Annotated in this window: 27 protein-coding genes and 1 tRNA gene; 15 read left to right on the top strand and 13 right to left on the bottom strand. The window is 65.1% G+C overall.

Annotated features, from left to right (window positions below; translation table 11 throughout):
• Positions 1–8: 8 nt before the first annotated feature.
• The 7 genes from tolR (at position 9) to queC (ending at position 5,826) form a co-directional block, all read left to right on the top strand.
• Positions 9–455: a protein TolR gene (gene tolR, locus VM621_RS08475; protein ID WP_325468529.1), complete on the top strand. Its 447-nt coding sequence runs from the start codon at positions 9–11 to the stop codon at positions 453–455.
• On the top strand, positions 442–1,383 hold the full coding sequence (locus VM621_RS08470) for a cell envelope integrity protein TolA (RefSeq protein WP_325468528.1): 942 nt from the start codon (positions 442–444) through the stop codon (positions 1,381–1,383). Before tolR ends, VM621_RS08470 begins: the two co-directional genes overlap by 14 nt.
• 112 nt (positions 1,384–1,495) lie before the next feature.
• Complete coding sequence (gene tolB / locus VM621_RS08465; RefSeq protein ID WP_325468527.1) at positions 1,496–2,824, top strand: Tol-Pal system beta propeller repeat protein TolB; 1,329 nt, start codon at positions 1,496–1,498, stop codon at positions 2,822–2,824.
• Between the two features lie 247 nt (positions 2,825–3,071).
• Positions 3,072–3,581 (top strand): peptidoglycan-associated lipoprotein Pal, encoded by a 510-nt coding sequence (gene pal / locus VM621_RS08460; protein ID WP_325468526.1) that lies wholly within the window; start codon positions 3,072–3,074, stop codon positions 3,579–3,581.
• Between the two features lie 108 nt (positions 3,582–3,689).
• Positions 3,690–4,427: a tol-pal system protein YbgF gene (gene ybgF, locus VM621_RS08455; protein WP_325468525.1), complete on the top strand. Its 738-nt coding sequence runs from the start codon at positions 3,690–3,692 to the stop codon at positions 4,425–4,427.
• Positions 4,428–4,431: 4 nt separating this feature from the next.
• On the top strand, positions 4,432–5,124 hold the full coding sequence (queE, locus tag VM621_RS08450; protein ID WP_325468524.1) for a 7-carboxy-7-deazaguanine synthase QueE: 693 nt from the start codon (positions 4,432–4,434) through the stop codon (positions 5,122–5,124).
• An 18-nt stretch (positions 5,125–5,142) separates the two neighbouring features.
• Positions 5,143–5,826, top strand: a complete 684-nt coding sequence (gene queC / locus VM621_RS08445; RefSeq protein WP_325468523.1) for a 7-cyano-7-deazaguanine synthase QueC — start codon at positions 5,143–5,145, stop codon at positions 5,824–5,826.
• Between the two features lie 279 nt (positions 5,827–6,105).
• Here queC and VM621_RS08440 read toward each other — a convergent pair.
• The 9 genes from VM621_RS08440 to VM621_RS08400 form a co-directional block, all read right to left on the bottom strand.
• Positions 6,106–6,181, bottom strand: a tRNA-Lys gene (locus tag VM621_RS08440).
• 66 nt (positions 6,182–6,247) lie between these two features.
• Positions 6,248–7,192, bottom strand: a complete 945-nt coding sequence (locus tag VM621_RS08435) for a DedA family protein/thiosulfate sulfurtransferase GlpE (protein WP_325468522.1) — start codon at positions 7,190–7,192, stop codon at positions 6,248–6,250.
• 77 nt (positions 7,193–7,269) lie between these two features.
• Positions 7,270–8,589: a HAMP domain-containing sensor histidine kinase gene (locus VM621_RS08430; protein WP_325468521.1), complete on the bottom strand. Its 1,320-nt coding sequence runs from the start codon at positions 8,587–8,589 to the stop codon at positions 7,270–7,272.
• Positions 8,590–8,783: 194 nt separating this feature from the next.
• Entirely contained in the window at positions 8,784–9,821 is a 1,038-nt protein-coding gene (gene phnD, locus VM621_RS08425) for a phosphate/phosphite/phosphonate ABC transporter substrate-binding protein (protein ID WP_325468520.1), read from the bottom strand.
• 30 nt (positions 9,822–9,851) lie between these two features.
• Positions 9,852–10,640 (bottom strand): response regulator transcription factor, encoded by a 789-nt coding sequence (locus VM621_RS08420; RefSeq protein WP_325468519.1) that lies wholly within the window; start codon positions 10,638–10,640, stop codon positions 9,852–9,854.
• 87 nt (positions 10,641–10,727) lie between these two features.
• Positions 10,728–12,635, bottom strand: a complete 1,908-nt coding sequence (locus tag VM621_RS08415; RefSeq protein ID WP_325468518.1) for a hybrid sensor histidine kinase/response regulator — start codon at positions 12,633–12,635, stop codon at positions 10,728–10,730.
• Positions 12,636–12,705: 70 nt separating this feature from the next.
• Positions 12,706–13,410 (bottom strand): TVP38/TMEM64 family protein, encoded by a 705-nt coding sequence (locus VM621_RS08410; RefSeq protein WP_325468517.1) that lies wholly within the window; start codon positions 13,408–13,410, stop codon positions 12,706–12,708.
• A gap of 16 nt (positions 13,411–13,426) precedes the next feature.
• Entirely contained in the window at positions 13,427–13,984 is a 558-nt protein-coding gene (locus tag VM621_RS08405) for a nucleoside deaminase (protein WP_325468516.1), read from the bottom strand.
• Complete coding sequence (locus tag VM621_RS08400) at positions 13,984–15,711, bottom strand: glutamine--tRNA ligase/YqeY domain fusion protein (RefSeq protein ID WP_325468515.1); 1,728 nt, start codon at positions 15,709–15,711, stop codon at positions 13,984–13,986. Before VM621_RS08400 ends, VM621_RS08405 begins: the two co-directional genes overlap by 1 nt.
• Positions 15,712–15,807: 96 nt before the next feature.
• Here VM621_RS08400 and VM621_RS08395 point away from each other — a divergent pair, with 96 nt between their 5' ends.
• Positions 15,808–16,080 (top strand): DUF2007 domain-containing protein, encoded by a 273-nt coding sequence (locus VM621_RS08395; RefSeq protein ID WP_325468514.1) that lies wholly within the window; start codon positions 15,808–15,810, stop codon positions 16,078–16,080.
• A gap of 32 nt (positions 16,081–16,112) precedes the next feature.
• Complete coding sequence (locus tag VM621_RS08390) at positions 16,113–16,646, top strand: adenine phosphoribosyltransferase (RefSeq protein WP_325468513.1); 534 nt, start codon at positions 16,113–16,115, stop codon at positions 16,644–16,646.
• 18 nt (positions 16,647–16,664) lie between these two features.
• On the opposite strand, the gene VM621_RS08385 is transcribed toward VM621_RS08390, so the two are convergent.
• Together VM621_RS08385 and oxyR are read right to left on the bottom strand one after the other, a co-directional pair.
• Complete coding sequence (locus tag VM621_RS08385; protein ID WP_325468512.1) at positions 16,665–17,261, bottom strand: hypothetical protein; 597 nt, start codon at positions 17,259–17,261, stop codon at positions 16,665–16,667.
• Between the two features lie 47 nt (positions 17,262–17,308).
• On the bottom strand, positions 17,309–18,235 hold the full coding sequence (gene oxyR, locus VM621_RS08380) for a DNA-binding transcriptional regulator OxyR (protein ID WP_325468511.1): 927 nt from the start codon (positions 18,233–18,235) through the stop codon (positions 17,309–17,311).
• A 154-nt stretch (positions 18,236–18,389) separates the two neighbouring features.
• On the opposite strand from oxyR, the gene VM621_RS08375 reads away from it, so the two are divergent.
• From VM621_RS08375 to VM621_RS08360, 4 genes are all read left to right on the top strand, one after another.
• Positions 18,390–18,938 (top strand): peroxiredoxin, encoded by a 549-nt coding sequence (locus VM621_RS08375; RefSeq protein WP_325468510.1) that lies wholly within the window; start codon positions 18,390–18,392, stop codon positions 18,936–18,938.
• Positions 18,939–19,145: 207 nt separating this feature from the next.
• Positions 19,146–19,688: a carboxymuconolactone decarboxylase family protein gene (locus tag VM621_RS08370; RefSeq protein WP_063573276.1), complete on the top strand. Its 543-nt coding sequence runs from the start codon at positions 19,146–19,148 to the stop codon at positions 19,686–19,688.
• A gap of 238 nt (positions 19,689–19,926) precedes the next feature.
• Positions 19,927–20,286, top strand: coding sequence for a DUF1428 domain-containing protein (locus VM621_RS08365; RefSeq protein ID WP_325468509.1), 360 nt, complete (start codon positions 19,927–19,929; stop codon positions 20,284–20,286).
• Positions 20,287–20,382: 96 nt separating this feature from the next.
• A complete protein-coding gene (locus VM621_RS08360; protein WP_325468508.1) occupies positions 20,383–23,070 on the top strand; it encodes a M1 family metallopeptidase in 2,688 nt (895 codons plus the stop codon).
• A gap of 69 nt (positions 23,071–23,139) precedes the next feature.
• Here VM621_RS08360 and VM621_RS08355 read toward each other — a convergent pair whose 3' ends face one another.
• Together VM621_RS08355 and VM621_RS08350 are read right to left on the bottom strand one after the other, a co-directional pair.
• Positions 23,140–23,556, bottom strand: a complete 417-nt coding sequence (locus VM621_RS08355) for a hypothetical protein (protein ID WP_325468507.1) — start codon at positions 23,554–23,556, stop codon at positions 23,140–23,142.
• Positions 23,557–23,791: 235 nt separating this feature from the next.
• The gene (locus VM621_RS08350) at positions 23,792–24,223 is read right to left on the bottom strand and encodes a DUF4879 domain-containing protein (RefSeq protein WP_325468506.1); all 432 of its coding nucleotides are present in this window, start codon (positions 24,221–24,223) and stop codon (positions 23,792–23,794) included.
• 246 nt (positions 24,224–24,469) lie between these two features.
• Here VM621_RS08350 and VM621_RS08345 point away from each other — a divergent pair, with 246 nt between their 5' ends.
• The gene (locus VM621_RS08345; RefSeq protein ID WP_325468505.1) at positions 24,470–24,886 is read left to right on the top strand and encodes a hypothetical protein; all 417 of its coding nucleotides are present in this window, start codon (positions 24,470–24,472) and stop codon (positions 24,884–24,886) included.
• Positions 24,887–24,954: 68 nt separating this feature from the next.
• Complete coding sequence (locus tag VM621_RS08340; protein WP_325468504.1) at positions 24,955–25,197, top strand: hypothetical protein; 243 nt, start codon at positions 24,955–24,957, stop codon at positions 25,195–25,197.
• The last annotated feature ends 16 nt before the right edge of the window (positions 25,198–25,213 follow it).

Genomic DNA, 25,213 nt, shown 5'->3' with positions numbered 1-25,213 from the left:
CCCGGACCATGGCCCGTAACGTCTACCGCCGCCAGAAGCGGAAGCTGAAGTCCGAGATCAACGTCGTGCCGTATATCGACGTGATGCTCGTGCTGCTGATCATCTTCATGGTCACCACGCCCATGATGAACCTCGGTGTCGACATCCAGCTGCCGCAGACCAATGCGAAGTCCTTGCAGGACAAGAAGGACCCCGTCGTCGTCTCCGTCGACGAGGCAGGGCAGATATACCTCACCGCCAACGGCGCCAAGCGCGAGCCGGTGAGCGTGGACGAGTTCAAGGCCAAGATCACCGCGTTCCACGATGCCAACCCCGAACTCCAGGTCCTGATCGCCGGCGACGAGCGCGTCGGCTATGGCAAGGTCTATTCGATCCTCCCGATCCTTCAGGAGGCCGGTATTTCCAAGATCGGCCTGATGAGCCAGCCGCAGTCGGCGCAGAATGGAAAACCGTAACGGCACGCCCCGCGCGGTCGTCCTCGCCGCGCTTCTCCATCTGGGCATCGTGGCCTTCCTCGGCTTCGCGATCATTCCCTGCACGGACTACGAAAAGTGGGCCGAGGCTTTGGGCGTGCCCGCGGAATGGAACCCGCTGAAGTGTCCGGCGCCGATCCAGTTACCGGGACAGATCATCGAGGCCACCCTGGTCGGTCCTACCGGCGCGCCGCCGCCCAAGCACGCCGCCAAGCCAGTGCCGAATACGGTGCCACCGCCTCCCGCGCAGCCGACTCCGACGCCGCCGGAGCCCGAGAAGCCGAAGGTCGAGACCCTGCCGCCCCCGCCCAAGACGCCAGCCCTGAAAGACCAGGAGAAGGTCGTCGACGACGCCGTGCAGAAGGCCGAGAACGCCAAGCAACTGCAGGAAGAACAGCAGCGCCAGCGGCAGGCCGAGCTGGACGCCCAGCAGGACGAAAAGAAGAAGCAGAAGCAGAAGGAGATCGACGAGATCTTCAAGCAGCTCGACGCGGCCAAGTCGCAGACCAAGCAGGCCGACAGCAAGAAAAAGCAGGCCGAGCAGCAGTTGAAGGACCTCGACACAGCCAAGGATGACGGTCGCGAAGACCTCCCGTATGCCGAGAAGGTCCAATCGGGCCAGAACGGCAAGGACAACAGCAAGCAGGCCTTGTACATCGCGGCCATCCAGAACGCGGTGACGCCGAACTGGCTGCATCCGGACAACATGCCGAACGCGCCCTGCCAGGTGCACATCACGCAGATCCCGGGTGGTCAGGTGCTCAGCGCCAAGGCCGACTCCAGCTGTCCGTACGATGCCGCCGGCAAGGCCTCGATCGAGAACGCCGTGTTGCGCGCCCAGCCGTTGCCCTATGCGGGCTTCGAGGACGTGTTCCAGAGAAACCTCACCTTCACGTTCCGACCGCAATGATGGCGGCCGCCCCGAACCGGTCGTTCCACGGTCGGGGCGGTTCAGATTCGGGTCATGCTGGTCCGGCCCATCGCGCTACCATGCCGTCGCCGTCTCACACTTCCAGGTCGCAATGAATCCGCCCATGCGCAGAACGCTTTCCCGCCTCGCTCTCCTCCTGGTTGCGCTGACCGCCTTCGTGGCCGGTCCCGTCGCCGCCCAGTCGCTCAATGTCGACATCGTCGGCGGCCTCAAGACCGCGACGCCGATCGCCGTGGTGCCGTTCGCCCAGGCCGGCGGTGCGCCGTTGCCCACCGATGTCGCCGATGTCATCCGTGCCGATTTCAACCGCTCGGGCAAGTTCCGCTCGCTCGACAAGGCCGACATCGTCGAGACACCGTCGCAGGGTTCGGAGATCAAGTTCCCGACCTGGCGCCTGCTCAAGCAGGACTTCCTGACCATCGGTCGCATCAGCGATGCCGGCGGCGGCATGCTGAAGGTCGAATACGAGCTGTGGGACGTGAACAAGCAGCAGAGCCTGCTGGCCCAGTCGTTCACCGCCCCGGCGGGTGACCTGCGTGGCGTCGCCCATCAGATCGCCGACCAGATCTACGAAAAGATCACCGGCGTCCGTGGTGCCTTCTGGACCCGCATCGCCTACATCACGGCCGTGGGTACGGGTAACAACGCCACCTACTCGCTGATCGTCGCCGATTCGGACGGCTTCAACCCGCAGGTCGTGGCCCGCTCCCGCGAGTCGCTCCTGTCGCCTTCCTGGTCGCCCGACGGCAGCAAGATCGCCTACGTGTCCTTCGAAAGCGGCAATTCGGCCGTCTATGTGCAGAACATTTCGACCGGGTCGCGCAGCCTGATCGCCGCCCACCCGCGCGGCATCAACAGCGCGCCGGCCTGGTCGCCGGACGGCAGCAAGCTCGCCGTCAGCCTTTCGTACGTCGGTAACCCGGAGATCTTCGTGATCGACGTGGCCAGCCACGCCGAGACCCGCCTCACCAACAATTTCTCGATCGACACCGAACCGACCTTCACCCCGGACGGCCAGAGCATCCTGTTCACCTCGGATCGCTCGGGCAAGCCGCAGATCTACCAGATGTCGGCATCGGGTGGCGCCGCTACGCGCGTCACCTTCCAGGGCGGCTTCAACGCCAGCGCCTCGGTAAGCTTCGACGGCAAGCAGATTGCGATGGTGCAGGGCAACGGGAACGTGTATCGTATCGCTATCATGGACCGCAGTCTGGGCGGGCAGGTACGCTTCGTTTCCCCGGGTAACGTGGACGATTCGCCCAGCTTCGCGCCAAATGCCAGCATGCTGCTTTATGCGGCATCGCAGGGTACGCGAGGTGTCCTGTATGCGGTTTCGGCAGACGGCCTGGTACGCCAGCGTCTCGTCCTCTCGGACGGTGACGTGCGCGAGCCGTCCTGGGGACCTTATAGACAGCGTTGATGGCGCGCCCGTTTCGGGCCGCGACATTGGCAAAGTCCAGGGAAAGGGCGCGGGTGTTCCGCGCCTTTTCTGCGGACGCAAGGTTAACCGGCAGTTGCTTTAATGGCAGTCGCCGGAGCGAAGACGTAGGGTGCGGGACAGCGCCCCGTCGGCGTAGATGTAAGTAGAAAAACAGCCGGACAACCGGCGGTGCCTGTCCCGAAACCGTATATCGACTGTCGGAACTCAACTGTTGAAGGAACGTCCCATGAATAAGACCGTTAGCGTCACCCTGGCCGCCCTGCTTTGCGTGGGCGCGGTCGCCTGCAACAAGAAGCAGGTCAAGACCCCGCCGGCTTCTACGCCGGAGCCGGTTGCCCAGACCCAGGCCCCCACCAACGACGGCAAGTACCAGCCGTCGGATCTCGATACCGACGCCTGCCTCCGTCAGCGCGTTGTGTACTTCGATTTCGACAAGAACGATGTGAAGCCGGAGTTCCAGCAGATCATCGCTTGCCACGCCAAGTACCTGCAGGACCGTCCGCAGTCGGCCATGACCCTCGAGGGCAACACCGACGAGCGCGGTACGCGTGAGTACAACCTCGGTCTCGGCGAGCGCCGCGGCAACGCCGTCTCCAGCGCCCTCCAGGCTGCTGGTGGTTCGGCTGGCCAGATCAACGTCACGAGCTACGGTAAGGAAAAGCCGACCTGCCGTGAGCACAACGATGATTGCTGGTCGAAGAACCGTCGCGTTGAGATCGTCTACACCGCGAAGTAAGTAATGAAGAAGACTCTGGCTACCTGTTTTACGGCCAGGCTTGGCGTGGCGGGCGCAATCGCGTCCGCCACGCTTTTTGGTCTGCCCGTCCATGCGCAAGACTCTCGCTTGAGCCTCGCCGACCGTGTGTCGCGCCTCGAGCAGCAGTCACAGAAGGACGCCGGCACGACCCCGCTGGTCAACCAGGTCAACGATCTCCAGCAACAGCTCTCGCAGTTGCAGGGCCAGATCGAAGAGCTGCAGCACCAGAACCAGCAACTCCAGGATTCCCAGAAGGCGCAGTACGCGGATATCGATTCGCGCCTGAGTCGTCTCGAAAAGGGCGGAGCAGCGCAGGCCCAGCCGCCTGCCGCGCCCGCCGCCGCATCGCAAGCCCCGGCCCCTGCGGCCGCCGCCGTGGCTCCTGCCGCCCAGGCTCAGCAGGCGGCGCCCGCCGCCGCGCCGGCGGCAGCCAGCGCCACCGAGCAAGCGGCGTACGACGCCGCGTTCAAGTCACTGCGCGCCGGCGATTACGTCACGGCGTCGCGGGGCTTTCGCGACTTCCTTACCAAGTACCCGGACAGCGCACTCGCCCCCAACGCCTATTACTGGCTGGGCGAGTCGTACTACGTGACCATGAACTACCCGGTCGCGATCGAGGCGTTCCAGCGCCTGGTCAAGCAGTACCCGCAGAGCGACAAGGTCTCCGACGGCCTGCTCAAGGTCGGCTACTGCCAGATCGAACTGAAGCAGCAGGACGCGGCCATCGCGACGCTGAAGCAGGTATCGGCCAAGTATCCGGGGACCAAGGCCGCCGGCCTCGCACAGGAACGCCTGCGTCGTCTGCAGCGCCAGACGGCCAACTGATCCCATGAACGGTAACACCGCAACTCCGGCGGACGTTCCGCCGGTCGCTCCCGTCGCGGAACGACTGCGGATCACCGAGATCTTCCATTCCGTGCAGGGCGAGGCCGACGCGATCGGCTGGCCCACGGTCTTTGTCCGCCTGACCGGCTGCCCACTTCGCTGCGTGTGGTGCGATACGGAATACTCGTTCCACGGTGGTCAGTGGCATGACATCGACGCCATCGTCGCGCATGTCGCCAGCTTCGGCGCGAAGCACGTCTGCGTGACCGGCGGTGAGCCGCTCGCGCAGAAGCGTTGCCTGGTCCTGTTGCGCAAGCTGTGCGATGCCGGCCACGAGGTCTCGTTGGAGACATCCGGCGCGCTCGACGTGTCCGGCGTCGATCCTCGCGTGCGCAAGGTCATGGACCTCAAGGCGCCGGATTCCGGCGAGAGCGCCCGCAACCTGTGGTCCAACCTGGATCATCTCCAGCCGCACGATCAGGTCAAGTTCGTCATCGCCAGTCGCGCCGATTTCGAGTGGTCGCGGGACGTGGTCCGCGAGCATGCGCTGGATCAACGCGTGATGCCGCTTTTCTCACCGGTCTGGTCGAAGGTCCAGCCGCGTGAACTGGCCGAGTGGATCCTCGCCGAACGCCTGCCGGTACGATTCCAGTTGCAACTGCACAAGCTGCTCTGGAACGACGCGGCGGGTCACTGACACAACCAAGGTAATGCCATGAACACGTCGAATTCCTCTCCCAAGGCCGTCATCCTCGTTTCCGGCGGCATGGACTCCGCGGTGACGATTGCCATGGCGCGCGAGCAGGGTTTCGAGGTGTATGCGCTGAGCGTGGCTTACGGCCAGCGCCACAGTTCGGAACTCGAGGCATCGGAGCGCGTCGCCAGCATGCTCGGCGCGGTGACGCACAAGACCGTGCACGTGGACCTGCGCAGCATCGGCGGATCGGCCCTCACGGCTGACATCGACGTCCCCGAAGACGGCGGCACCGGCATTCCCGTGACCTACGTGCCGGCGCGCAACACGATCATGCTTTCCATCGCCCTGGGCTGGGCCGAGGTACTGGGTTCGAGCGACATCTTCTGCGGTGTCAACGCGGTCGATTACTCGGGTTACCCGGACTGCCGTCCGGCTTTCATCGAGGCTTTCCAGGCGCTGGCCAACGTGGCGACGAAGGCCGGCGTCGAAGGTGCCGGTATCCGCATCCACGCGCCGCTGATGGACATGGGCAAGGGCGACATCGTCCGCGAAGGCATGCGCCTGGGCGTGGACTTTGCCGCCACGGTCAGCTGCTACCAGGCCGATGCCCAGGGCCGCGCCTGCGGCCACTGCGATGCCTGCCGCCTTCGGGCGGAAGGTTTCGCCAAGGCTGGCGTGCCCGATCCCACGCACTACGCCTGAGCGATCAGTGGGCGCCGAACGTGCCGGTGGAATGGTCTTCGCTGGCTAGCAGCCATACCTTTCCGCGGCTGCGGCCATTCCAGCGTGCCGACATCAGCTTGCCGATGTGTGCAAGATCGGGCCGATGTACTGGGCGTCGTGCTTGGTGGTGTACTGACGCATGTCGGCTCCCTTGAGTGAGATAACCGCACGATATCGGCTCGTCAGCGCCGAGAGCATGAGAATCTGGACCGTTTTTCGTCAGAGAAGAACGCGTTGCGCGTCGGACGATGGGGCGAATGGTGGGTCGTGCCGGATTCGAACCGGCGACCTACGGATTAAAAGTCCGCTGCTCTACCAACTGAGCTAACGACCCATACGCGGGAAGCCGGCTAGTTTAGTGGTCGCAAGGGGGGTGGCACAACCCGATCCGCCGGGCGGTTCAGGTCGTGGCGACGATCGCCTCGACGTCGCGGCCGGCCTGGCGCCATGCCCCGATGCCCCCGGTCAGCGGACGGACGTTCGCGAAGCCCAGCTTGCTCAGGCGTTCGGCGACCTTCGCGGCGGAAACCTCGTTCGGGCAGGAACAATAGATCACCACCGACGTGTGCCTGGGCAGGGTGGCAAGGGCAGTGTCGGCGGTGGCCAGGTCGAACAGGCGGGAGCCGGGGATCACGAAAGGATCGTCGCGGCGACTGAGCGCCGAGCGGACATCCACGATCAGTGCGCCGGGCTCGTTGGCGAGCAGCACCGAAAGCTCGTCGACGGAAATCCGGCTTTTGCGTAGCTGGGTGATGAGCAGCGCGCGACGGGTGTAGCGGAAGCCGATCCACAGTAGCAGTCCGATCAGGGCGATCGCGACCATCCCGAGCCCGAATTGTTTCAGCGCGGCCAGCACGGCGTCGATCTGTCGATAGAACAGCATGCCGATCGACAGGCCGACGGATATCCACAAGGCTGCACCGAGCAGGTCGTACAGCGTGAAGCGCGAGAAGCGGGTGTCCCCGGCGCCGGCGATCGGGATGGCGACCAGCGAGAGCCCGGGAATGAAACGCGCCACCAGCAGCAGCTTGACCCCGCGCTTCTCGAAGAATCCGCTGGCACGGCGCACGCAAGTGTCGGGCGAAAGCGAGATACGGCAGAGGCTGTCGAGGACGCGATACCCGAAGCGCCGGCCGGTGAGAAACCATGCGGCATCGCCGGCGAAAGCGCCCGCCAGAGCACCCAGGAAGGTCGCCATGATGAGAGCGGGGTCGCGCGCGGCGACCAGGGTGCTACCGACCACGATCAGCGTTGGCATCGCCGGCACGGGAAGGCCGATGGCGCCCGCGAACACGCCGACGAACGCGACGACCGGCGCCGTATCAGACCAATTGACGCTCGCCACGACAGTGATCCTCGGAAAGGTCCGTGTACTTCCGTAACGATACGCCGGTCGGGGCGTCGCCGACAGGTGGTCGTCGGTCAGAGCGCCGGATGGCGGCTCAGGTTCGCCGTGGCGCGAACCGGCGGTCCGATGGCGGCGCCTTCCAGTTGGACCCAGAACAGCGTGCCGCGCCCGGGTCTCGAGCGGACGCCGATACTGCCGCCAAGGGTGTCGACGATGCGCCGGGCCACCGCCAGGGCGATGCCATAACCGGCATGTCCGGGCAGTCGCGTGAACTCCTCGAAAACGCGTTCCTGCTGGCTCGGTTCCAGGCCCATGCCGTTATCCCGAACCTCCAGCCGCACGGCATCGCCGCGCCGACGCACCGCGACCAGGACACGCCCATTCGGCGTGCTGACCACGGCGTTGGCGACGAGGCGGTGAAGGAGTTCGCCCAGCAAGGCGGGATCGCCGTGAAGCGGCAGGTGGCCGCCTCGCCAGTGCACGTCGACGCCAAGCCGGCTGGCTTCTTCCTCGATCGCGGCGCGCTCACGCACGAAGAGGTCCGACGCGATGAGGCCGACGGCGCGGGGTTCCACGGCGCCCGCATCGAACCGTGCCATCGCCAGCAACCCGTCGAGCAGTTCGTTGAGGCGGGTGAGGTTCGCGCGCATCTGCCCGAGGACGGCGCGCTGGCGCAGGTCGTCGCCCGGCTGCATACCGGCAACGAACAGGGCGAGCGCCTGCAACGGCTGGCGAAAGTGATCGCCGATCTGCTCGATGAAACGCGTGTGCCGTGCAATGTCCTGCAGGCGCTGACGCAGTGCGTCGGCCATCGCCGTATCGTGGCGTCGACGCAGGTCGACCAGCTCGTCGAGCAAAGCGTCGATGGCGGAGAGTTCGCTGGCATTCCCGCCGCGCAAGACAGGGCCGGATTGACGGGGATGGAGAAAGGCGTCGATGCGATCGCGCATGCCTTCGATCGGTGCGATCACGTCACGTTCCATCGCCCGTTTCGTGAGCAGGAAAACCGCCAGGACGCCGCAACACAGCAGCAAGGTCATGATGGCTGCGGCGGCGCGCCGCTCGTGTAGCGAGGTGGCGTCGGACACTGTCTCGAGTTCGCCCAGGGAGGTATTCAGGCGAACACGCAGTGCGCGGCCGTCCGGCACGCGACGCCCACTGTCGATGACAAGGTCTGGCGCATCGTCTCGGCGCAGCGTCAGGCTCTCCGTCGGCGCGCTGCGGGACAATGCACGCGTCAGCGCGTAGCGAACCGCATCCTCGTTCGATGCCGCCTCCAGCGACGCGCCCAGGCGGATGGCCTGGATGCGGGCGACGGTTCGCGCTTCCGCGGACAACGACCGCATGTGCAAGACGCCGAGCGCACCGCACAGGGCGAGCGCGACCAGCGTCATCGGCAGCAATCCCCGGAGGATCAGCTGTCGATGCAGCGTTGCGGGCCTTGCATGCGAATACGGCGGCGCGTTCATGAGGGGGCCTGTTGCACACAATCTCATGACGAATCTATGAAACGCGCGTTCGTCGCGCGATAGACAAGGGGACCTAGGCTGCACGTCTATGCCTTGGGGCCTATGCCTTCTGGCTGGCGCTATTTGCCGGCCAGCCGTTTCACGACGGTGTCGTGGTCGACCTGAATCTTCCGGAAGCGTGCTTCACGCGCGGCTTCACTGACCCATTGGGCGCTGGTGGCCCGGCGCTTCTCCAGCGAATACTCGATATCGACGAACGGTACGAGGACAGCGTTGTCGGCCCGGGCGAAACCGCTGATGTCGTGGATGAGCTTCAGGTTGGCTTCTTCGCGCGACCCTTCCTTGCCCTTCCCGTAGCTGGTGATGAAGGTGGCGACACGCTCGCGCAGGGCGAGTGGCAGGTCGTTGCGGATCACAATGACCGCGTGGGGAATCAGCGACGACTTCCATAGCACGCGCAGTCGTGCGTACTGGTCGGGGAAGTGCTGCTTGAAGCGTTCCAGATCCGCCGTGTTGTTCGTGGCGACGTCCGCTTCGCCGTTGGCGACGGCCAGCGCGTTGTTCTGGTGGTTGTCGACATGGACGCTGGCGAAGAACGTGTCCGAGTCGACGTTGCGTGCCGCGAACAGCTGCGTCTCGGGGACGAGGTAGCCGGACACGGAAAGCGCCTCGCCGCGAGCGAACCGCCATTTCCCCGGTCGTGCGAACAACTGGTCCACGCTCGTCAGCCGGGAATCCGCGGCCACCAGCACCACCGCGTAATAGCCCTTCGAACCGTCGCCGCGGGTGAGCTGGCCGATCACCTGCATGTTGTTCTGGGTGACCGCATCCAGGGCAAGCCGGCCGGAAAGGAACGCGATGTCCACCCGCTGCTCGCTGATCGCCTGCGCGATGCCTTCGTAGGTGGCAACCGAGACCGCGCGGACGGGACGGGCGAGGGCCTTGCTCAGATCGTCGAGCATCGGTCGCCATGCCTCGAGCGATTCGGCGGGACCGCCAATGGGAAGGATGCCGAAGGTGAGCGGGGCATTCGGATCCACATCGCCCAGGCCCGGGGCGGCCGCCAGCGCCGGGCCGGCAAGAGCGGCCGCAATGAGGCATGCGCCGAACCACGCGCGCACCCGACTCTTCGCCGCGCTCTCAACGCCTGCCCACATCGCGCCTGCCTCGCGTGGATTTCGTTTCGGCTAGTCGCCCAGGTGCCGCGCGGCGACCAGTGCCTCCAATCGGTTGCGCACATGTAACGCACGGAAGATCGCGGCCAGGTGAATCTTGACCGTGCCTTCGCTGATGCCCAGCTCGCGGGCGATCAGCTTGTTCGGCCGGCCCTTGGCCAGCAGCCTGAGCACGTCGATCTGGCGATCGGTGAGTACGGTGGCCAGCCGCTCCTTGGTGGTCAGTCCATCGGCGCCGTCGGTCGTGGAGAAGAACGGCTGGGGAGCGCTCGATGCTGCCGCCTTCATCGCTTCGGGCGGCACATAGATGCCACCGCCGATGACCAGCTGCACCGCGCTGAGGATGACGGCGGGAGACGATGACTTGAGGATGTAACCTTGGACGCCAAGATCGAGCACGTGGCGGATGGCGGCGGAGTCTTCGGTACCCGAAAGCACGATAACGGCCCGCTTGCGCGCGGTACGGGTTCCGATCAGATCGTTCGCGTGGCGGCGTTCCTCGGCGGTCAACTCGTGGCTCTCGCCGTCCTGCAAGGTGACTTCGTCGTTGGCATCGGCCAGCTTCTCCACCGCCTCGCGAATGTGGTCGACACCGTTCGCGCCCGGCATGGCCATGTCGATCAGGGCGAGATCGGGAAGCGGCAAGCGGTCGAGTTGCGAGCGAAGCTGGGCCACCGTCTCCGCCTCGACGAACTCGATCTCTACCTTGGTCCCCGGCTCAAGCAAATCACCCAACTCCCTCAGCTTGAGCTTGACGCCCTCGATGATGAGCCGGTGATCGTCCGCGATCAGAACACGCATGCCACTCCTCCGCCCGCACTGCCGCGAGCATCCCCGTTCTTGGGAACATAGCCCTCCGGGCGCCTCGCGGCAAGCCAGCCATCCGGCTCAGACGGGTGCATGATGGACTGCCCACGCAGAAACCATGACATCGTGCAGGCGTTCGGGCGAGACCGGCTTGTAGAGAACTTGCGTCGTGGTCTGGTCCACGTTGCGCAAGAAATCGCCGCGGGTCTCGCCGGTAATCAGTACCCGCGCGAACGGCGGCGGGTCGCCGGGACGTCGACGGTAGTAGCGATCGAGCAGGTCGATCACGTCCAGGCCGGTGCCTTCGCGCAGGCGCAGGTCCGAAATCACGATATCCGGCGGCTGCATCCACTGGTGCACCGCCTCGATGGCTTGCTGGGCATCTTCGGCAGTCATGACCTCACAGCCCCAGCTGCCCAGCAGAAAACTGATCCCGGCGAGGATGCTGGGTTCGTCGTCGATCACCAGGACACGCATGCCGACCACATCCCGCGGTGCGCCACCTGCCGCCGCCGCCGGCACGGGCGCCTCGACCTTTCCGGGCTGGACCTCGGGTAGCGTGATCGAGAACAGGCTGCCCCTGCCGGGCCTGGAGTGCACCATGGCTCGTGTGCCAAGCAGTCCCGCCAGGCGCTGCACGGTGGACAGGCCCAGGCCCAGTCCGCGCCGGGTGCTCTCGGGGCGGCCGACCTCGGGGCCGCTCTCGACCCGGTAGAACTCGTCGAAGATGTGTTGCAGGTGCTCGGGTCCAATGCCCAGCCCGGTATCCCACACATCCACGCGAACCGTGCCGTCGAGACGCCGGCGGGCGCCCACCAGCACGCCACCGCAACGTGTGTAGCGCAGGGCGTTGCTCACCAGGTTGTTGAGGATGCGCGCGACCATGGTGCGATCGCAGCGCACCCACAGGCCGGTGGTCCGCACGACCAGGCGCAGGTCGTGCTGCTCGGCCACCATGCGGAAGTTCACGCTGACCTCCTCGAATACCTCGTCCAGCGGCAAGTCGCGCAACACCGCCGGCATGGCACCCGTCTCCAGACGGGACAGGTCGAGCAACTCGCTGAACAGATGGTCCAGCGCCTCGACACACTCCTGGATGTGGGCGATGCGGTTCAGGCGCACCGGGTCGTACTCGTCGACCGCAAGGCCCGACGAGAACAGGGTCAGGGCATACAGCGGCTGGCGCAGGTCATGCGAGGCGGCGGCGAGAAAACGTGCCTTGGCCACGCTCGCGGCTTCCAGCGCGGCATTCTTCCGGGCGAGTTCCTCGGTGGCCAGGGCGATCTCGCGCTCCATGCCGATCTGCGCATGCAGGAGTTGCGAGGCGGCGCCGTTGAAGCCGCGCTGGAGGTCGCCGATCTCGGTATCGTCCGTCACCGGGACGACCACCGTGCGATCGCCAAGGCCGAGCTGGCGAACGGCGATGGCGAGATTGCGCAGGGGGGCGCTGAGCCAGCGGGCCGTGGACCAGCCGATCATCACCGCGATGAACAGGCTCAGGCCCAGCCACAACAGGGCGTTGTGCACGCTGGCCCGTTGCGCGGCGATGGCGTCCTCGACGCTGACATCGACCGTGACCGAGCCGACCACGCGATGACTGACCGGGTCGAGGACCTCGCGCGATACGGTGAGGCTATCCTCGTCGTCGATCGAGCCGTTGACCCGGTCGGCGATGATCTCGCCGTCGCGGTCGCTGATGCGCACCCGCGCCACCTGCGGCAACTGCACGATCGACTGGGAAATGTGCGAAATCTCGCGCCGTTCGCCGTTGCGCAGTGCTTCGCCGGAGACGCTCGCGGCCTGCTGGGCGATCGCGTCCGCCGTGGATCGCCCCATCTCGTGGAGGGTGTCCATCTGGTGGCGGGTGAGCAGGGTGACCAGGAGAATGGCGCTGATCGCCGTGGGTACGAGAGCGACACAGGTCAGGCGCTGCACCAGCGACGTGCGACGCCAGACCCGTTCAAGCCACGTAACCGATACGTCGCGCATCCGTCTCCCCTTGCGCGCCCCTCCCGGGCGACGCGAGGCTACAGCCTAGCGCAGTTCCACCGGCCCGGCGTCAGCCGCGCCGACGTCGGCGGTCACGGGCCTTCTTGATGACCAGAGGAAGCACGCTCAGCGCAGCAAAGGCCACCAGGGGCAACAGAATCCTGTCGTCGAGGAGCCGGGCCAGGGTGAACGGCGTATCGCCCGCGAAGGTATCGCCCAGACCGGCGCCGACCGCGGTTTCCGCCACGAGGGACACGGTTCCACCCAGCCACGTGGCGCCGAGGAACAGCCACAACGGGCAACGCAGCCATGCCAGGGCGACGGTCATGGCGCCCAGCGGCACGATAGGGATGAAACGCAGGGCGAGCGTGTAGCTGACCGGATGGGCGGCGAAGCCGCTACGCATGCGTGTCGCCAGTTCCGGCGGTTGGCGGCCACCCGGTCCGAACGCGTATCGACTGGCGAGGAACAGCAGCAGCGAGCCGAGCACGAGCGCGACCGACGACAGGGCGGTGCCCTGCGCGATACCGAACAGCAGGCCGCCGGCCAGGATGATGACGATCGTCCCGGGCACGCCTGTCGCGATCGCCAACGTAAGCACGCCCGTAAAAGCGAGCCGCGACATCACGGGGTGTTCGGCGATCGCACCGCGCAGCGCGCCCTCTTCGGCGAGCAGCCGTGTCGGGTGGAAGCGATCGAGCGCCCCGCTGCCGAGCATCACCGCGCCTGCGATCAGCAGCAGCGACAACGGCAGCACGGCGCGCCAGCGACTCATCTGCGCAGGACCGGGATCAATAGCTGGCGCCCGACTCGCCATAGCGACGAAGCACCTCGCGGGCCTCGTCACGGCGGATATCGCGGCGGACGGCGATGCCACGACGCTCGAGCTCGCCGATCCAGTCGGCGGGAAGCGGGCCTTCGTCGAAGGGCGTGAGCTCCTCGACGTCTTCCGAGCGCGCGCCGATGAGCAGTTCGTCGACCCCGGCCCACACCGTCGCGCCATAGCACTGGCAACAAGGCTGGGAACTGGTGGCGAGGACGAAGCGGCCGCCGTCTTCATTGAGGCGGAAGCGCTGCAGGCGCTGCTGTGCGGTCATGTACGCCATCATTTCCGCGTGCGCCACCGAGCAGGCATGCGGAACGACCCGGTTGACGCCGACAGCGACGATACGGTCGTTGCCGTCGAACACCACCGCACCGAACGGGCCGCCGGTGGCGAGATCGATATTGCGTGCGGACAGATCGATGGCCAACCCGACCTTGGTCTCGTCGCCCGCATAGGTGAGCGAGGTGTCCACGGTTTCATGGACCCAGGCGGGCAGGGTGAGGTGGACCTGTGCGTACAGCATCAGGACTGTTTCGCCCAGGAGTCGCGCAACGTCACCACGCGATTGAACACCGGCGTACCCGGCGTGTGGTCGTGCATGTCGGCGACGAAGTAGCCCAGGCGCTCGAACTGCATGCGATCCTCGCGTGCGGCGTGGGCGGCGGCCGGCTCCACATACCCGTGAACGACACGACGCGACTGCGGATTGATGTGATCCTTGTATGTCTTGCCATCGCTGTCGTCGTCCGGATCGGCGGCGTCGAAGAGCCGGTCGTAGAGTCGGACGATAGCGGGCACGGCATCGTGTGCGCTCACCCAGTGAATGGTTCCCTTCACCTTGCGGTCGGCCCCCGGCATGCCCGTCCGGCTTTCGAGGTCCAGCGTGCAGCGCAGTTCGGCGACCTCGCCGTTCGCGTCCTTGATCACTTCGTCGCACTTGACGATGCCGACGCCGCGCAGGCGCACTTCACCGTCGGGCTTGAGTCGATGGAAGCCCTTCGGCGGCACCTCGGCGAAGTCCTCGCGTTCGATCCACAACTCGGGCGAGAACGGAACGCTGCGCGTGCCGAAGGCTTCGTCCTTGGGATGGTTGGGGAAGGTGAGGGACTCGCGGTGGCTCGCATCGAGGTTGGTGATGACGAGCTTGACCGGATCGATCACGGCGAGGCGACGCGGGGCGACACCGTCGAGGTCCTCGCGCACCGCGCCTTCGAGCACGCTCATGTCGATCGTACTGTTCTGCTTGCTGACGCCGACGCGCTCCCAGAACAGACGGATGCCGGCGGCGGTGAAACCGCGACGGCGCACGCCGGCGATCGTCGGCATACGCGGATCGTCCCAGCCGTCGACCAGGTTCTCGGAGACGAGGGTGATCAGCTTGCGCTTGCTCATCACGGTGTAGTTGAGGTTGCCACGCGAAAACTCGATCTGGCGGGGCTTGCTCGGCGTGGTCGGCAGGCCTGCGTCGACCAATGGCTGCCAGAGGTCCCGATCGTTCGCCAGGTCGACCTTGTCCACGCACCAATCGTACAACGGGCGGTGATCTTCGAATTCCAGCGTGCATAGCGAATGGGTGATGCCTTCGAGCGCGTCAGAAAGCGAATGCGCGAAGTCATACATCGGGTAGATCGGCCATGCGTCGCCGGTGTTCTGGTGATGCACCTTGCGCACGCGGTAAAGCGCCGGGTCGCGCAGGTTGATGTTGCCGGCGGTCATGTCGATCTTCGCGCGCAGGGTCTTGCTGCCGTCGGCGAATTCGCCGGCGCGCATGCGCTGGAACAGGTCGAGGTTCTCGTCGACGGAACGCTCGCGGTACGGTGAGTTGCGGCCCGGTTCGGTCAGCGTGCCGCGGTACTCGCGCACCTCCTCGGCCGACAGGTCGTCCACGTAGGCTACGCCCAGGCGGATGAGCTTGAGCGCTGCGCGATAAAACACCTCGAAGTAGTCCGACGCATGACGCAGCTCCGCCCACTCGAAGCCGAGCCACTTCACGTCGCGCTGGATGGCGTCGACGTACTCGACATCTTCCTTCGACGGGTTGGTGTCGTCGAAGCGCAGGTTGCAGGTACCGGCGAAGTCGGCGGCGAGGCCGTAGTTCAGGCAGATCGACTTGGCGTGACCCAGGTGCAGGTAGCCGTTGGGCTCCGGTGGAAAGCGGGTGTGGACCACCGCATGCTTGCCGGAGGCCAGGTCCTCGCGGACGATCTGGCGGATGAAATTCTGCTGCGGGACGGGCGTTTCGGTCGACATCGCGAGGGACTCGGAGGGTGGGGCGGGGCAAACATCCGAGTTTACCTGAGCCGCGTGGCGCTTGCCGCCGGGCGGCCGCGCGGGTAGCTTCCCACCATGCACACCGTCTACCACGCCGAATCCCTGATCGACGCCCATCTGGTGAAGAATGCGCTCGAGCAGGCCGAAATTCCCGCCTTCATCGCCGGTGAGTTTCTCACCGGGGCGGTCGGCCAGCTACCCGCTCGGGACTTTCTCGCCGTGATGGTTCCCGAGGCGGCTGCGGAAGCGGCCGAGGCGATCGTCCGCGTCATCGACGGTCAACTTGCCCAGGCACGCGCCGCCGCGGCTGCCGACGACGATTTTGGCGCCGCCAGCCTGCCGGCCTGACCGGCGCGCCCCCATCCAGGAACAATCCACCCATGCAGGCCCCACGTTTGACGAATATCGCCGACCTCGTCCGCGACGTTCCGGATTTTCCGCGTCCCGGCATCATGTTCAAGGACATCACGCCGATGCTCGCCGATGCCGCCGCGTTCAGCGCCTGCATCGACGCCCTGTGCGCGCCGTGGCACGGGCTTGGCATCGGTGCCGTGTGCGGTATCGAATCGCGCGGCTTCATCTTCGGCGCCGCCATGGCCCGCGCGCTCAACGCCGGCTTCGTCCCCCTGCGCAAGGCCGGCAAGCTGCCACCGCCGATCGTCGGCGTCGACTACGGTCTGGAATACGGCCACGACCGGCTGGAGATCGGCACCGAGGCGCTATCGCCGGGCGAGCGCGTGATCGTAGTCGACGACGTCCTTGCCACGGGTGGCACCCTGGAGGCGGGCCGCCGGCTGGTCGAGCGGCTCGGCGCCGAAGTCGTCGGCGCCAGTGTCGTTATCGAACTCTCGGGGCTTCACGGCCGGGCGAAGTGGTCCGGTCCGGCACCGCTGCACGCGTTGATCGGCGGCTGAGGAGCCCTGGGGCGAGGCTTACGGTCCGGCCTCGCGGAGGTCCTCGACGAGGACGATCTCGCAACCGCCCGCACCGGTGTCCTCGCGGGTGAGCGAGGTGTTCCAGTGCCAGCCATCGTCGCGTTTGACGTCGACGAGAAAGCCGTCGAAGTGGATCACTTCGCCCGGCCGAACGTTGCTCAGTTCGCGGGCCACGGTGTCGTTGGCCGGAATCATGTGCATGTTGGCGCTGGAATCCTCGATCTCATGGCGCGGAATCGGAAAGTTTTCCGTGTACCAGAAGTAGAACCGGTTGGATTGCGAGATGCGGATCTTGTCGAGCACCGCGGTATCCGACATCCGGCCCCAGCCCAGCGCCAGGTCGGTCGGCGCGATCGGCGCGAGGTCGTCCAGCTGGTAGTCCTCGCGCGACAGCACGCGGCCGGTCATGGCGAATTTCGCGCGGGGCTCCAGCGAAAAATGGCCACGCGTCAACGACGGCCCGGCGCCGAGATCCTGCTGGCTGGGGATGTCGCTCGCCAACACGCCGGGCGCGGCGTGCATCGGCCGCTGGTGCCACCACGTGTACGCCCCCATGCCGCATAGCAGGAGCAGGACGACCAACCAGAAGCGCATCTTTCGCCAAACTCTCAGGAAGATGGAGAGGCAACGTCTGGCGCGCTTTACGGTTGACGCGTGGCGCATTCCCGGGCATTGAAGAGCTCGGCAGGCACGTCGCGGATCACCTCGGCGAGGGCGCTGAAGAACGGCGTCATGGCCGAACTCTTCCGCCAGACCATCGCGATGCGACGGCTCGGCGCGGGACTTTCGAACTCGATGAGGCGGACATTGCCCGACTGGGCCACCGGCGGCTTGACGGCGAGGATCGGCATCAAGGTGATCCCGACATTCGCCGAGACCATCTGGCGCAGCGTTTCCAGGCTGGTGGCACGGAACCCGGTCTTCTCGCCCGCGCCGGCCAGGTGGCAGACCTCGAGGGCCTGGTCGCGCAGGCAATGGCCGTCCTCGAGCAGGAGCAGGTTCTGGTCGGCCAGGTCGTCCATGCTCAGGCATTGCCGCCCGGCAAGCGGGTGGTTGTCCGGGACGGCGAGGACGAAGGGTTCCTCGAACAGGAACTCGATATGCAGCGATTCGTCGTGCATCGGCAACGCCAGGATGCCCGCATCCAGCGTGCCCTCGCGCAGCATGCCGAGGATCTGCTCGGTCTTCTCCTCGCGCAGCAGCAGCTCCAGCCGCGGAAAACGCTCGCGCAGATGCGGGATCACATGGGGCAACAGGTAAGGCCCGAGCGTGGGGAAGATGCCCAGGCGGATCGTCCCCGACTCCGGGTCCCGGGTGCGCTGGGCGATCGACTTGATCTCGTCCACCTGGGAAAGCACACCCCGCGCTCGTCGGGCGATCTCGCGACCGGTCTCGGTGAGCAGGACCTTCCGTGGCGTGCGCTCGACCAGGGCCACGCCCAGTTCGTCTTCGAGCTTACGGATCTGGGTGGACAGGGTGGGCTGGCTGACGAAGCTGGCTTCGGCGGCGCGGCCGAAGTGCCGGTGCTCGGCCAGGGCAACGAGGTAGGACAAGTCACGCAGGTTCATGGCGACGGGCTCAGCTCGAATCGATAGGGCCAGCCTATCACATTGATGTCTACAATCGATTTGAGATATATGTTCCGGCCCGCTAACCTTACGTTTCAGTCGCGGCACCATGAGCGCGCGCAGAGTTCATTCCACCCTCAACGGAGAGTCAAACGTGCTGAGCATTGGCGATAAGTTCCCCCAGTTCAACCTCAAGGCCGTCAACGGCGGCCCGCTCGCGAACAAGATCGAAGACGCGTTCATCGACGTCTCCGATAAGTCGTACGAGGGCAAGTGGAAGCTCGTGTTCTTCTACCCGAAGGACTTCACCTTCGTCTGCCCGACCGAGATCAAGGGCTTCAGCGATCTGAACGAGAAGTTCGCCGACCGTGACTGCCAGGTCCTGGCTGTCTCGACCGACTCCGAGTTCGTCCACCGCGCCTGGCGCATGGACCACGCCGACCTGAAGGACCTCCTGTTCCCGATGGTTGCCGACATCAAGAAGGACCTCACCACGGCCCTGGGCATCCTGACCGACGAAGGCGTTGCCCAGCGCGCGACCTTCCTGGTCGATCCGAACGGCGAGATCCAGTTCGCTTACGTGACCGCCGGTTCGGTCGGCCGCAACCCGGACGAAGTGCTCCGCGTCCTCGACGCGCTGCAGACCGACGAGTTGTGCGCCTGCAACTGGAAGTCCGGCGACGAGACCCTGAAGGTCGCCTAAGGCTCCGCCGGTCGTAAGTCCCGCGCCACAACGCTCCCTCCCCCCGCGTGGCGCGGGCAACCCGAGAGGCGGTGAAGTTCGCTTCACCGCCTCTTTTCCAAGCTCGTTACCGCATCACCGGCACGTCCCCCGTGTCCCGCGTGAACCGGCGCCTTGCGCGCCGAGCCATTCCGCGCCCCATTCCCTATCCAAGACAAGGTGCATCCCATGAGCGTCGCCGATCTTCGCAGCAAGCTTCCCGAATACGCCAAGGACCTCAAGCTGAACCTCGACTCCGTGTTGAGCGAAGCGGGCGCCCCGGGCCTCAACCTCGCCCAGATCTCGATGGTCGCCCTCGGCGCCGCCTTCTCGGCGCGCTACAAGCCGCTGACCGAGGCCATTGCCGCGTTCGCCGCCGAGCACGCCACGGCCGAACAGCTGACCGCGGCCAAGGGCTCGGCCGCGATCATGGGCATGAACAATATTTACTACCGCTTCCAGCACCTGGTCAGCCATCCGGAGTACGCGACCATCCCGGCGAAGCTGCGCATGAACGTGATCGGTGCCTACAAGGGCGACGCCAAGAACGACTTCGAGCTAGTCTCGCTGGCGGTCTCGGCCGTCAACGGCTGCGGCATGTGCATCGACTCGCACGACAAGGTGCTCCGCGACGGTGGCATCTCCGTGCAGGCGATCCAGAGCGCCGTCCGCATCGCTTCGGTGATCCACGGTGTCGCCGTGGTTCTCGAACAGGCCGACGCCGCAGGTTGATATAGGAAGACGCCGCAGGTTGATATAAGACAAATCAAGCCAATGTGGGAGCCGCTTCAGCGGCGAAAAACCAACGGAGCAGTGAAGCAGCCACCCCGTGGACAATACCATCGCCGGCATAGCCACCTCCCACGACAAGCCGCGCCCCAAAAGGGTGTTGCCGAAAGGCCGCGTTTAACGCGGCCTTTCCTCGTGATAGGAGACGCTCCCCCGACATTCATCTCGGGAGGGTCGCACCATGAGCTACGTCGACGGTTTCGTATTACCCGTACCCCTGGACCGCATGGCCGACTACAAGAAGATGGCCCGACTCGCGGGCAAGGTCTGGTTGGAGCACGGCGCCCTCGCCTACAACGAATGCATCGCCGACGATGTAAAACCCGGCAAATCCACCTCGTTCCCGCAATCGGTGAAACTGAAACCCGGCGAGACCGTCGTGTTCTCCTGGATCGTTTACGAGAACAAGCGCGCACGCGACCGCATCATGAAGAAAATCATGGAAGATCCGCGACTTGCCGCCTTCATGGACCCCAAGAAACTCCCCTTCGACGGCAAGCGGATGTTCTTCGGCGGGTTCAAGCCGATCGTCGAACTCTGACGCACCGCAGCGCGGCGGGGGTGCCTTCTGGCACTGTGTCGAAGGTCATCCCTGTTCGCAGGATGGGGGATTACCCACAGGGGAGTCCCACCCGCCATGCGTCATTTCGTCCGTCCTCTCGTTCTCACCGCGCTCGCCGCCTGCTGTGGCGCCGCGTTCGCCGCCGGCACGGACGCCGCCGCGCCCCTCGGCCACCTGCCCACCTGGGCCCAGCCCGAAAGCTACAAGCTGGCTTTCAAGGTCGATCCCAAGCAGGAAGACTATGCCGGCTCCGCCACGATCAAGGTCAAGCTGACCCAGGCGTCGGACTTCATCTGGTTGCACGGCAAGGACCTCAAGGTCTCCAAGGTCACCATCACCGACGCCGCGGGCAAGAAGCACGTCGGCAAGTACACCGTCGCCGCCGAGAAGGAAGGCGTCGCACGCGTCGATCTCGGCGCCAAGCTCGAGCCGCAGGAGATCACCCTTGCGATCGAGTTCACTGCGCCGCTGAACAAGCAGCTGCAGGGCCTCTACAAGGTATCGCACGAAGGCGTGCCGTACGCGATGACGCAGATGGAGCCGGTCTCCGCGCGCTACGCGTTCCCGGGCTTCGACGAGCCTTCGTTCAAGGTGCCGTTCGATCTCAGCCTGACCATTCCGGCCGACGACCAGGGCGTGGCCAACACCGCGCAGGTGAAGGAAGAGAAGGCGGGGGCGGGCTGGAAGACCCTGACGTTCTCCACCACCAAGCCGCTGCCGACCTATCTGGTCGCGTTCGCCGTCGGCCCGTGGGACGTGGTGAAGGGCCCGGATATTTCGCCGACCGAGTTCCGTTCCACGGCCACCCCTTTGCGCGGCATCGCCGCCAAGGGTGAAGGCCATCGCATGCAGCACGTGTTGGGCGAGACCAACTCGATCATCCACACGCTCGAGGACTATTACGGCTTCGGTTACCCGTACGACAAGCTCGACCTGCTCGCCGCGCCCGACTTCAGTGCCGGCGCCATGGAAAACGCCGGCCTGGTCACGTTCCGTGACTGGCTCCTCCTGATCGATCCGGATTCGGCGGCGCAGTACGTCCGTGGTTCGTTCAACGTCAACGCGCATGAACTGGCCCACCAGTGGACCGGCGACACCGTGACGATGGCCTGGTGGGACGACCTCTGGCTCAATGAGGCGTTTGCCACCTGGATGCAGCAGAAGGTCACCACCAAGGTGCACCCGGAATACCGGGCCGACCTCGACCGCGTTCGCGGTGCGCAGGGCGCGATGAACAACGATAGCCTGGTCAGCGCCCGCAAGATTCGCCAGCCGATCACCGGCAACGGCGATATCGAAACCGCGTTCGACGGCATCACCTATCAGAAGGGCGCTGCCGTCCTCGGCATGTTCGAAGGCTATGTCACCGATCCGGTCTTCCAGAAGGGCATGCGTGCCTATATCCAGAAGCACAAGTTCGCCAACGCGACGGCCGACGATCTGATCGACTCGATTGCCGAAGCCGCAGGCCAGGGCGACGCGTTCAAGAATGCCTTCCGCAGCTTCCTCAACCAGTCGGGCGTACCTTACGTCACCACCGAGGTGAAGACCGAAGGCGGCAAGACCGTCCTGCACCTGACCCAGAGTCGCTACCTGCCGCTGGGCAGCACCGGCGACGCCAGCCGTGTGTGGGGTGTGCCGATGTGCGTGCGTTACGGTACCGCCGGCGGTGCGAACAAGGTCAAGTGCGAGCTGCTCGACCAGGCCACCGGTACGATGGTGCTGGACGACGCCGGCAAGGGCACCTGGGTGCTGCCTAACGCGAACGGCCGTGGTTACTACCGCTTCGCGCAGAGCAAGACCGATCTCGCTGCGCTCAGCAAGGTGGTCTCCACGCTGAGCGATGCCGAGCAGCTGGCCTATGCGGACGCCGTGCGCGCGGCCTTCCTGCACGGCGATCTCGATGCCGGCGACGTGCTTGCTGCACTCAAGCCGATCACGGCCTCGAAGACCCGCGAGGTCTTCACCGCACCGATGACTACCTTCAACTGGATCCTCCACAATGAAGCTGTCACCGACGCCCAGCGCGATCGCCTGCGCAAGTGGGCCGTGGACGCCTACCTGCCGAAGCTCAAGGAACTGGGTTATCGCAAGAAGGCCGGTGAAGCGGACAACGACACGATCACCCGCACGACGCTTGCCGGCTTCCTCGGTGACGACGACATCGCCGCGCCGGAGGTCCGTGCCGAACTGCTGCGCCAGGGTGACGCTGCACTGAAGACGAAGGACGGTCATCTCGACCTCGACGCCGCTGACCCCGACCTGCTCGCCGATGCACTCGGCGTCGCCGTGCAGGAGCGCGGCGCACCGGCCGTCGACGCGCTGATCGCGGAGATCCCGAAGACCTCCGACCCGGCCAAGCGCAACGCCATGCTCTCCGCTCTGGCCAGCACCAAGGACGTTGCGCAGTCGAACAAAGCGCGTGACTTCTCGCTGAGCAAAGACGTCAAGGTGGGTGAGATGGCTGCGATTCTGCGTGGCAGCCGCGATTCCGAGGCCTCGCGCAATGAACTGTGGAAGTGGTACACCACCAACTACGACAAGATCATTGCGCGCACCGGTAGCTTCGCTGGCGGCAAGGTCGTCACCATGGCTGCCGCCGGCAGCTGTTCCAAGGCCGAAGCCGATCGCATGAACGAGTACTTCAAGCCGAAGCTCGCCCAGGTGAGCGGTGCCGAGCGCGACCTGGCGCAGACCAGCGAGTCGACGCTGCTGTGTGCGGCGCTGAAGGCCAAGCAGGATCCGAAGGCGATCACACGCTGATCGATCCGTCGATGTAACGAAAAGGCCGGGCGAGAAATCGCCCGGCCTTTTCGTTAGCGGGAGCCAGGATCAGTGGAACTCACACTTGGCCACGTCGGAATTCTTGCAAGAGAGCGGCTCACCGTCCTTGCCTGTCCAGGCAGACGGGTTCGCCGGAGAGCTCGCCTTCTTGGTGTCGATCGTCATGCGCAGATTGGATCGGCCCTCGCCATAGTAATCGCACGCTACGAAATTCTTGGCATTGGCGATGGATGCGCCCACGAAGTGCAGCGTCTTGAGATCGACGTCGTCGTCGTATTTGGAAACCTCGCCTTTCCAGGTGGTTTCACCCACGACCGCCTTGTAACTCGTTTCGTCCGCCGAGCTTCCTGCAAGCTTGATATCGCCCGCCGCAGGGCACGCCACGTTCGCCGCGGCGGCTTGGCCGGCGAAGAGCAGGATCGCCGCTGCAGCCATGAGGTGGCACCCATTCCGTTTAATGCTCATTTCATGCTCCTTTTGTGTCTGACATAGACAAACGAACAGTAGCTCGGCAAGGAGTGCCCGAGCCCCTCGAAAGGGTGGGCTCGATTTGACGATTGTTCCAAAGAATCAGCGGCCTAGGTTTTCGATGCCGCATTCGCCCATCGATTCCTTGGTCTATGGTGCGGCTTGGCAGGATCATCTGGCCGACTGTTACGCGAAAGCCGAGCCATCGGGGTCCCGGCCTTCGCGTCATCATTCAGCGAATTTGCAGCGTGGCCCGCTTCGGGCCGCCGGAGCCACTTGGCAGTACGACGACTTCGAAGTTGCCACCTTCGCGGCCACTGGCGTCCCACGTGCTGCGATGACCGACGATCGTGGCGCCGTTACGGCAAGATCCGAGGCGGCCACCGACGTTGCAGAGGGACTCGTATTTGATCTCGCGCAGAGGTGTTCCGAGCAACCGAGCCTGCGCGCCGTGCCCGTAGCCGATTTCATCGGTGACGATCTGGAAGGTCGCGCCGCCGTGATCTCGAGCGGTCCACGATCCGCCCTGGGGTATCAGTTCGGTGCCTCCCTTCGACGAAACGACGTGATGCACGTAGACCCGCGAAAGATTGTTGCTGGCGTAGGCAGAGCCGATGCCAAGCATCAGGCTGAAGGCGCCCGCAGTGGCGAAGAATCGTTTCATGTTCTTGCTCTCATCAGGCCAAATCGGCCGAGGTCATCATCGATTGGCTGTTCGCGCGAATCGATGGCGCAAGGATGAGTCTTGTGGCGGATCACATCTTGCTGGCGTGTGATCAGTTTCCTGATGGTCGTAGGTGTAGGCATGTTCAATCACGTTGTGACATCTATCGCCGCGGCATAAGTGAGATGACTATCGTCGACAACGGTTCTCTGGTCTCTTGGTCGATACCGACCAGGAGGTGGCGTCATGCAAATTACGAGTTCAGTGCCGAGTGTGGTTGCGCATACGGCGCCCAGGGCGATGACGGAAAAGGCCGTCGAAGCGCCTGGAGACATCAAGACGGCTCGCAAGAGCGCTCCCGACGTGATCGATTTCTCGAATGTCACGCCACGACAGCTGCGGGCATACCTCGATGATCGGCTCATGAGTGGAAGGGTCGACGGTCCCGACGGCCTCTACTGCACGACACTTTTCGGCTCGATACCCGGCGAGTGGTACACCGAACGAGCTGACGTCCCCATGGATCTGACCGCGACGATCGACAGCATGACGGGCTTCGCCCGTGGTCAGGGTTCCGCGAAACTCGTGAGTCTGTACGAAGGCCTCAACGACTGGATGAAGATGGTCGAGGCTCAAGCCAAGTCCCTTTCGGTGATGGCGTGATGGCCGGCCTTGTGCAGATCAGCCGTCCGGTCCTGGGCCCGGGCGCGTACGCGGTGGAAAAGACGACCATGCGAACGCCAGTCGATGCTCGCCCGTCGGCGCGAACGCCGGACAGATCGACCGCGAAACCCATCGATTTCTCCGATGTCGCGCCGACTCGCCTGCAGGCCCTGGACCTAATGCATGCGAGCGGCCAACCGGACGCCGCGCGGGGTGGCGGATCCAAACCGCTGGTGGCGTTCTACACCGGCCTGACGGATCGCATGAAGCTCATGGAAGCCCAAGGGCTTCCCATTTCGGTCGTCGCCTGATGCGCTAACCTTGCTG

The organism is Luteibacter sp., from assembly GCF_035539195.1.
In the GTDB taxonomy this organism is placed as follows: Bacteria; Pseudomonadota; Gammaproteobacteria; order Xanthomonadales; family Rhodanobacteraceae; genus Luteibacter.
Note: the sequence above shows the minus strand (reverse complement) of the source record. Positions and strands in the feature narration are given on the sequence as shown.

What these genes read in the sequence shown, in the direction of transcription:
- VM621_RS08350 (WP_325468506.1), bottom strand. Translation starts at nt 24,223, where the DNA reads ATGAAACGATTCTTCGCCACTGCGGGCGCCTTCAGCCTGATGCTTGGC.
- VM621_RS08395 (WP_325468514.1), top strand. Translation starts at nt 15,808, where the DNA reads ATGCACACCGTCTACCACGCCGAATCCCTGATCGACGCCCATCTGGTG.
- VM621_RS08360 (WP_325468508.1), top strand. Translation starts at nt 20,383, where the DNA reads ATGCGTCATTTCGTCCGTCCTCTCGTTCTCACCGCGCTCGCCGCCTGC.
- queC (WP_325468523.1), top strand. Translation starts at nt 5,143, where the DNA reads ATGAACACGTCGAATTCCTCTCCCAAGGCCGTCATCCTCGTTTCCGGC.
- VM621_RS08400 (WP_325468515.1), bottom strand. Translation starts at nt 15,711, where the DNA reads ATGTCGACCGAAACGCCCGTCCCGCAGCAGAATTTCATCCGCCAGATC.
- oxyR (WP_325468511.1), bottom strand. Translation starts at nt 18,235, where the DNA reads ATGAACCTGCGTGACTTGTCCTACCTCGTTGCCCTGGCCGAGCACCGG.
- queE (WP_325468524.1), top strand. Translation starts at nt 4,432, where the DNA reads ATGAACGGTAACACCGCAACTCCGGCGGACGTTCCGCCGGTCGCTCCC.
- VM621_RS08430 (WP_325468521.1), bottom strand. Translation starts at nt 8,589, where the DNA reads ATGACGCTGGTCGCGCTCGCCCTGTGCGGTGCGCTCGGCGTCTTGCAC.
- VM621_RS08470 (WP_325468528.1), top strand. Translation starts at nt 442, where the DNA reads ATGGAAAACCGTAACGGCACGCCCCGCGCGGTCGTCCTCGCCGCGCTT.
- VM621_RS08385 (WP_325468512.1), bottom strand. Translation starts at nt 17,261, where the DNA reads ATGCGCTTCTGGTTGGTCGTCCTGCTCCTGCTATGCGGCATGGGGGCG.
- tolB (WP_325468527.1), top strand. Translation starts at nt 1,496, where the DNA reads ATGAATCCGCCCATGCGCAGAACGCTTTCCCGCCTCGCTCTCCTCCTG.
- VM621_RS08405 (WP_325468516.1), bottom strand. Translation starts at nt 13,984, where the DNA reads ATGCTGTACGCACAGGTCCACCTCACCCTGCCCGCCTGGGTCCATGAA.
- VM621_RS08345 (WP_325468505.1), top strand. Translation starts at nt 24,470, where the DNA reads ATGCAAATTACGAGTTCAGTGCCGAGTGTGGTTGCGCATACGGCGCCC.
- VM621_RS08390 (WP_325468513.1), top strand. Translation starts at nt 16,113, where the DNA reads ATGCAGGCCCCACGTTTGACGAATATCGCCGACCTCGTCCGCGACGTT.
- VM621_RS08420 (WP_325468519.1), bottom strand. Translation starts at nt 10,640, where the DNA reads ATGCGTGTTCTGATCGCGGACGATCACCGGCTCATCATCGAGGGCGTC.
- tolR (WP_325468529.1), top strand. Translation starts at nt 9, where the DNA reads ATGGCCCGTAACGTCTACCGCCGCCAGAAGCGGAAGCTGAAGTCCGAG.
- VM621_RS08340 (WP_325468504.1), top strand. Translation starts at nt 24,955, where the DNA reads ATGCGAACGCCAGTCGATGCTCGCCCGTCGGCGCGAACGCCGGACAGA.
- VM621_RS08370 (WP_063573276.1), top strand. Translation starts at nt 19,146, where the DNA reads ATGAGCGTCGCCGATCTTCGCAGCAAGCTTCCCGAATACGCCAAGGAC.
- pal (WP_325468526.1), top strand. Translation starts at nt 3,072, where the DNA reads ATGAATAAGACCGTTAGCGTCACCCTGGCCGCCCTGCTTTGCGTGGGC.
- VM621_RS08410 (WP_325468517.1), bottom strand. Translation starts at nt 13,410, where the DNA reads ATGAGTCGCTGGCGCGCCGTGCTGCCGTTGTCGCTGCTGCTGATCGCA.
- VM621_RS08415 (WP_325468518.1), bottom strand. Translation starts at nt 12,635, where the DNA reads ATGCGCGACGTATCGGTTACGTGGCTTGAACGGGTCTGGCGTCGCACG.
- phnD (WP_325468520.1), bottom strand. Translation starts at nt 9,821, where the DNA reads ATGTGGGCAGGCGTTGAGAGCGCGGCGAAGAGTCGGGTGCGCGCGTGG.
- VM621_RS08355 (WP_325468507.1), bottom strand. Translation starts at nt 23,556, where the DNA reads ATGAGCATTAAACGGAATGGGTGCCACCTCATGGCTGCAGCGGCGATC.
- VM621_RS08365 (WP_325468509.1), top strand. Translation starts at nt 19,927, where the DNA reads ATGAGCTACGTCGACGGTTTCGTATTACCCGTACCCCTGGACCGCATG.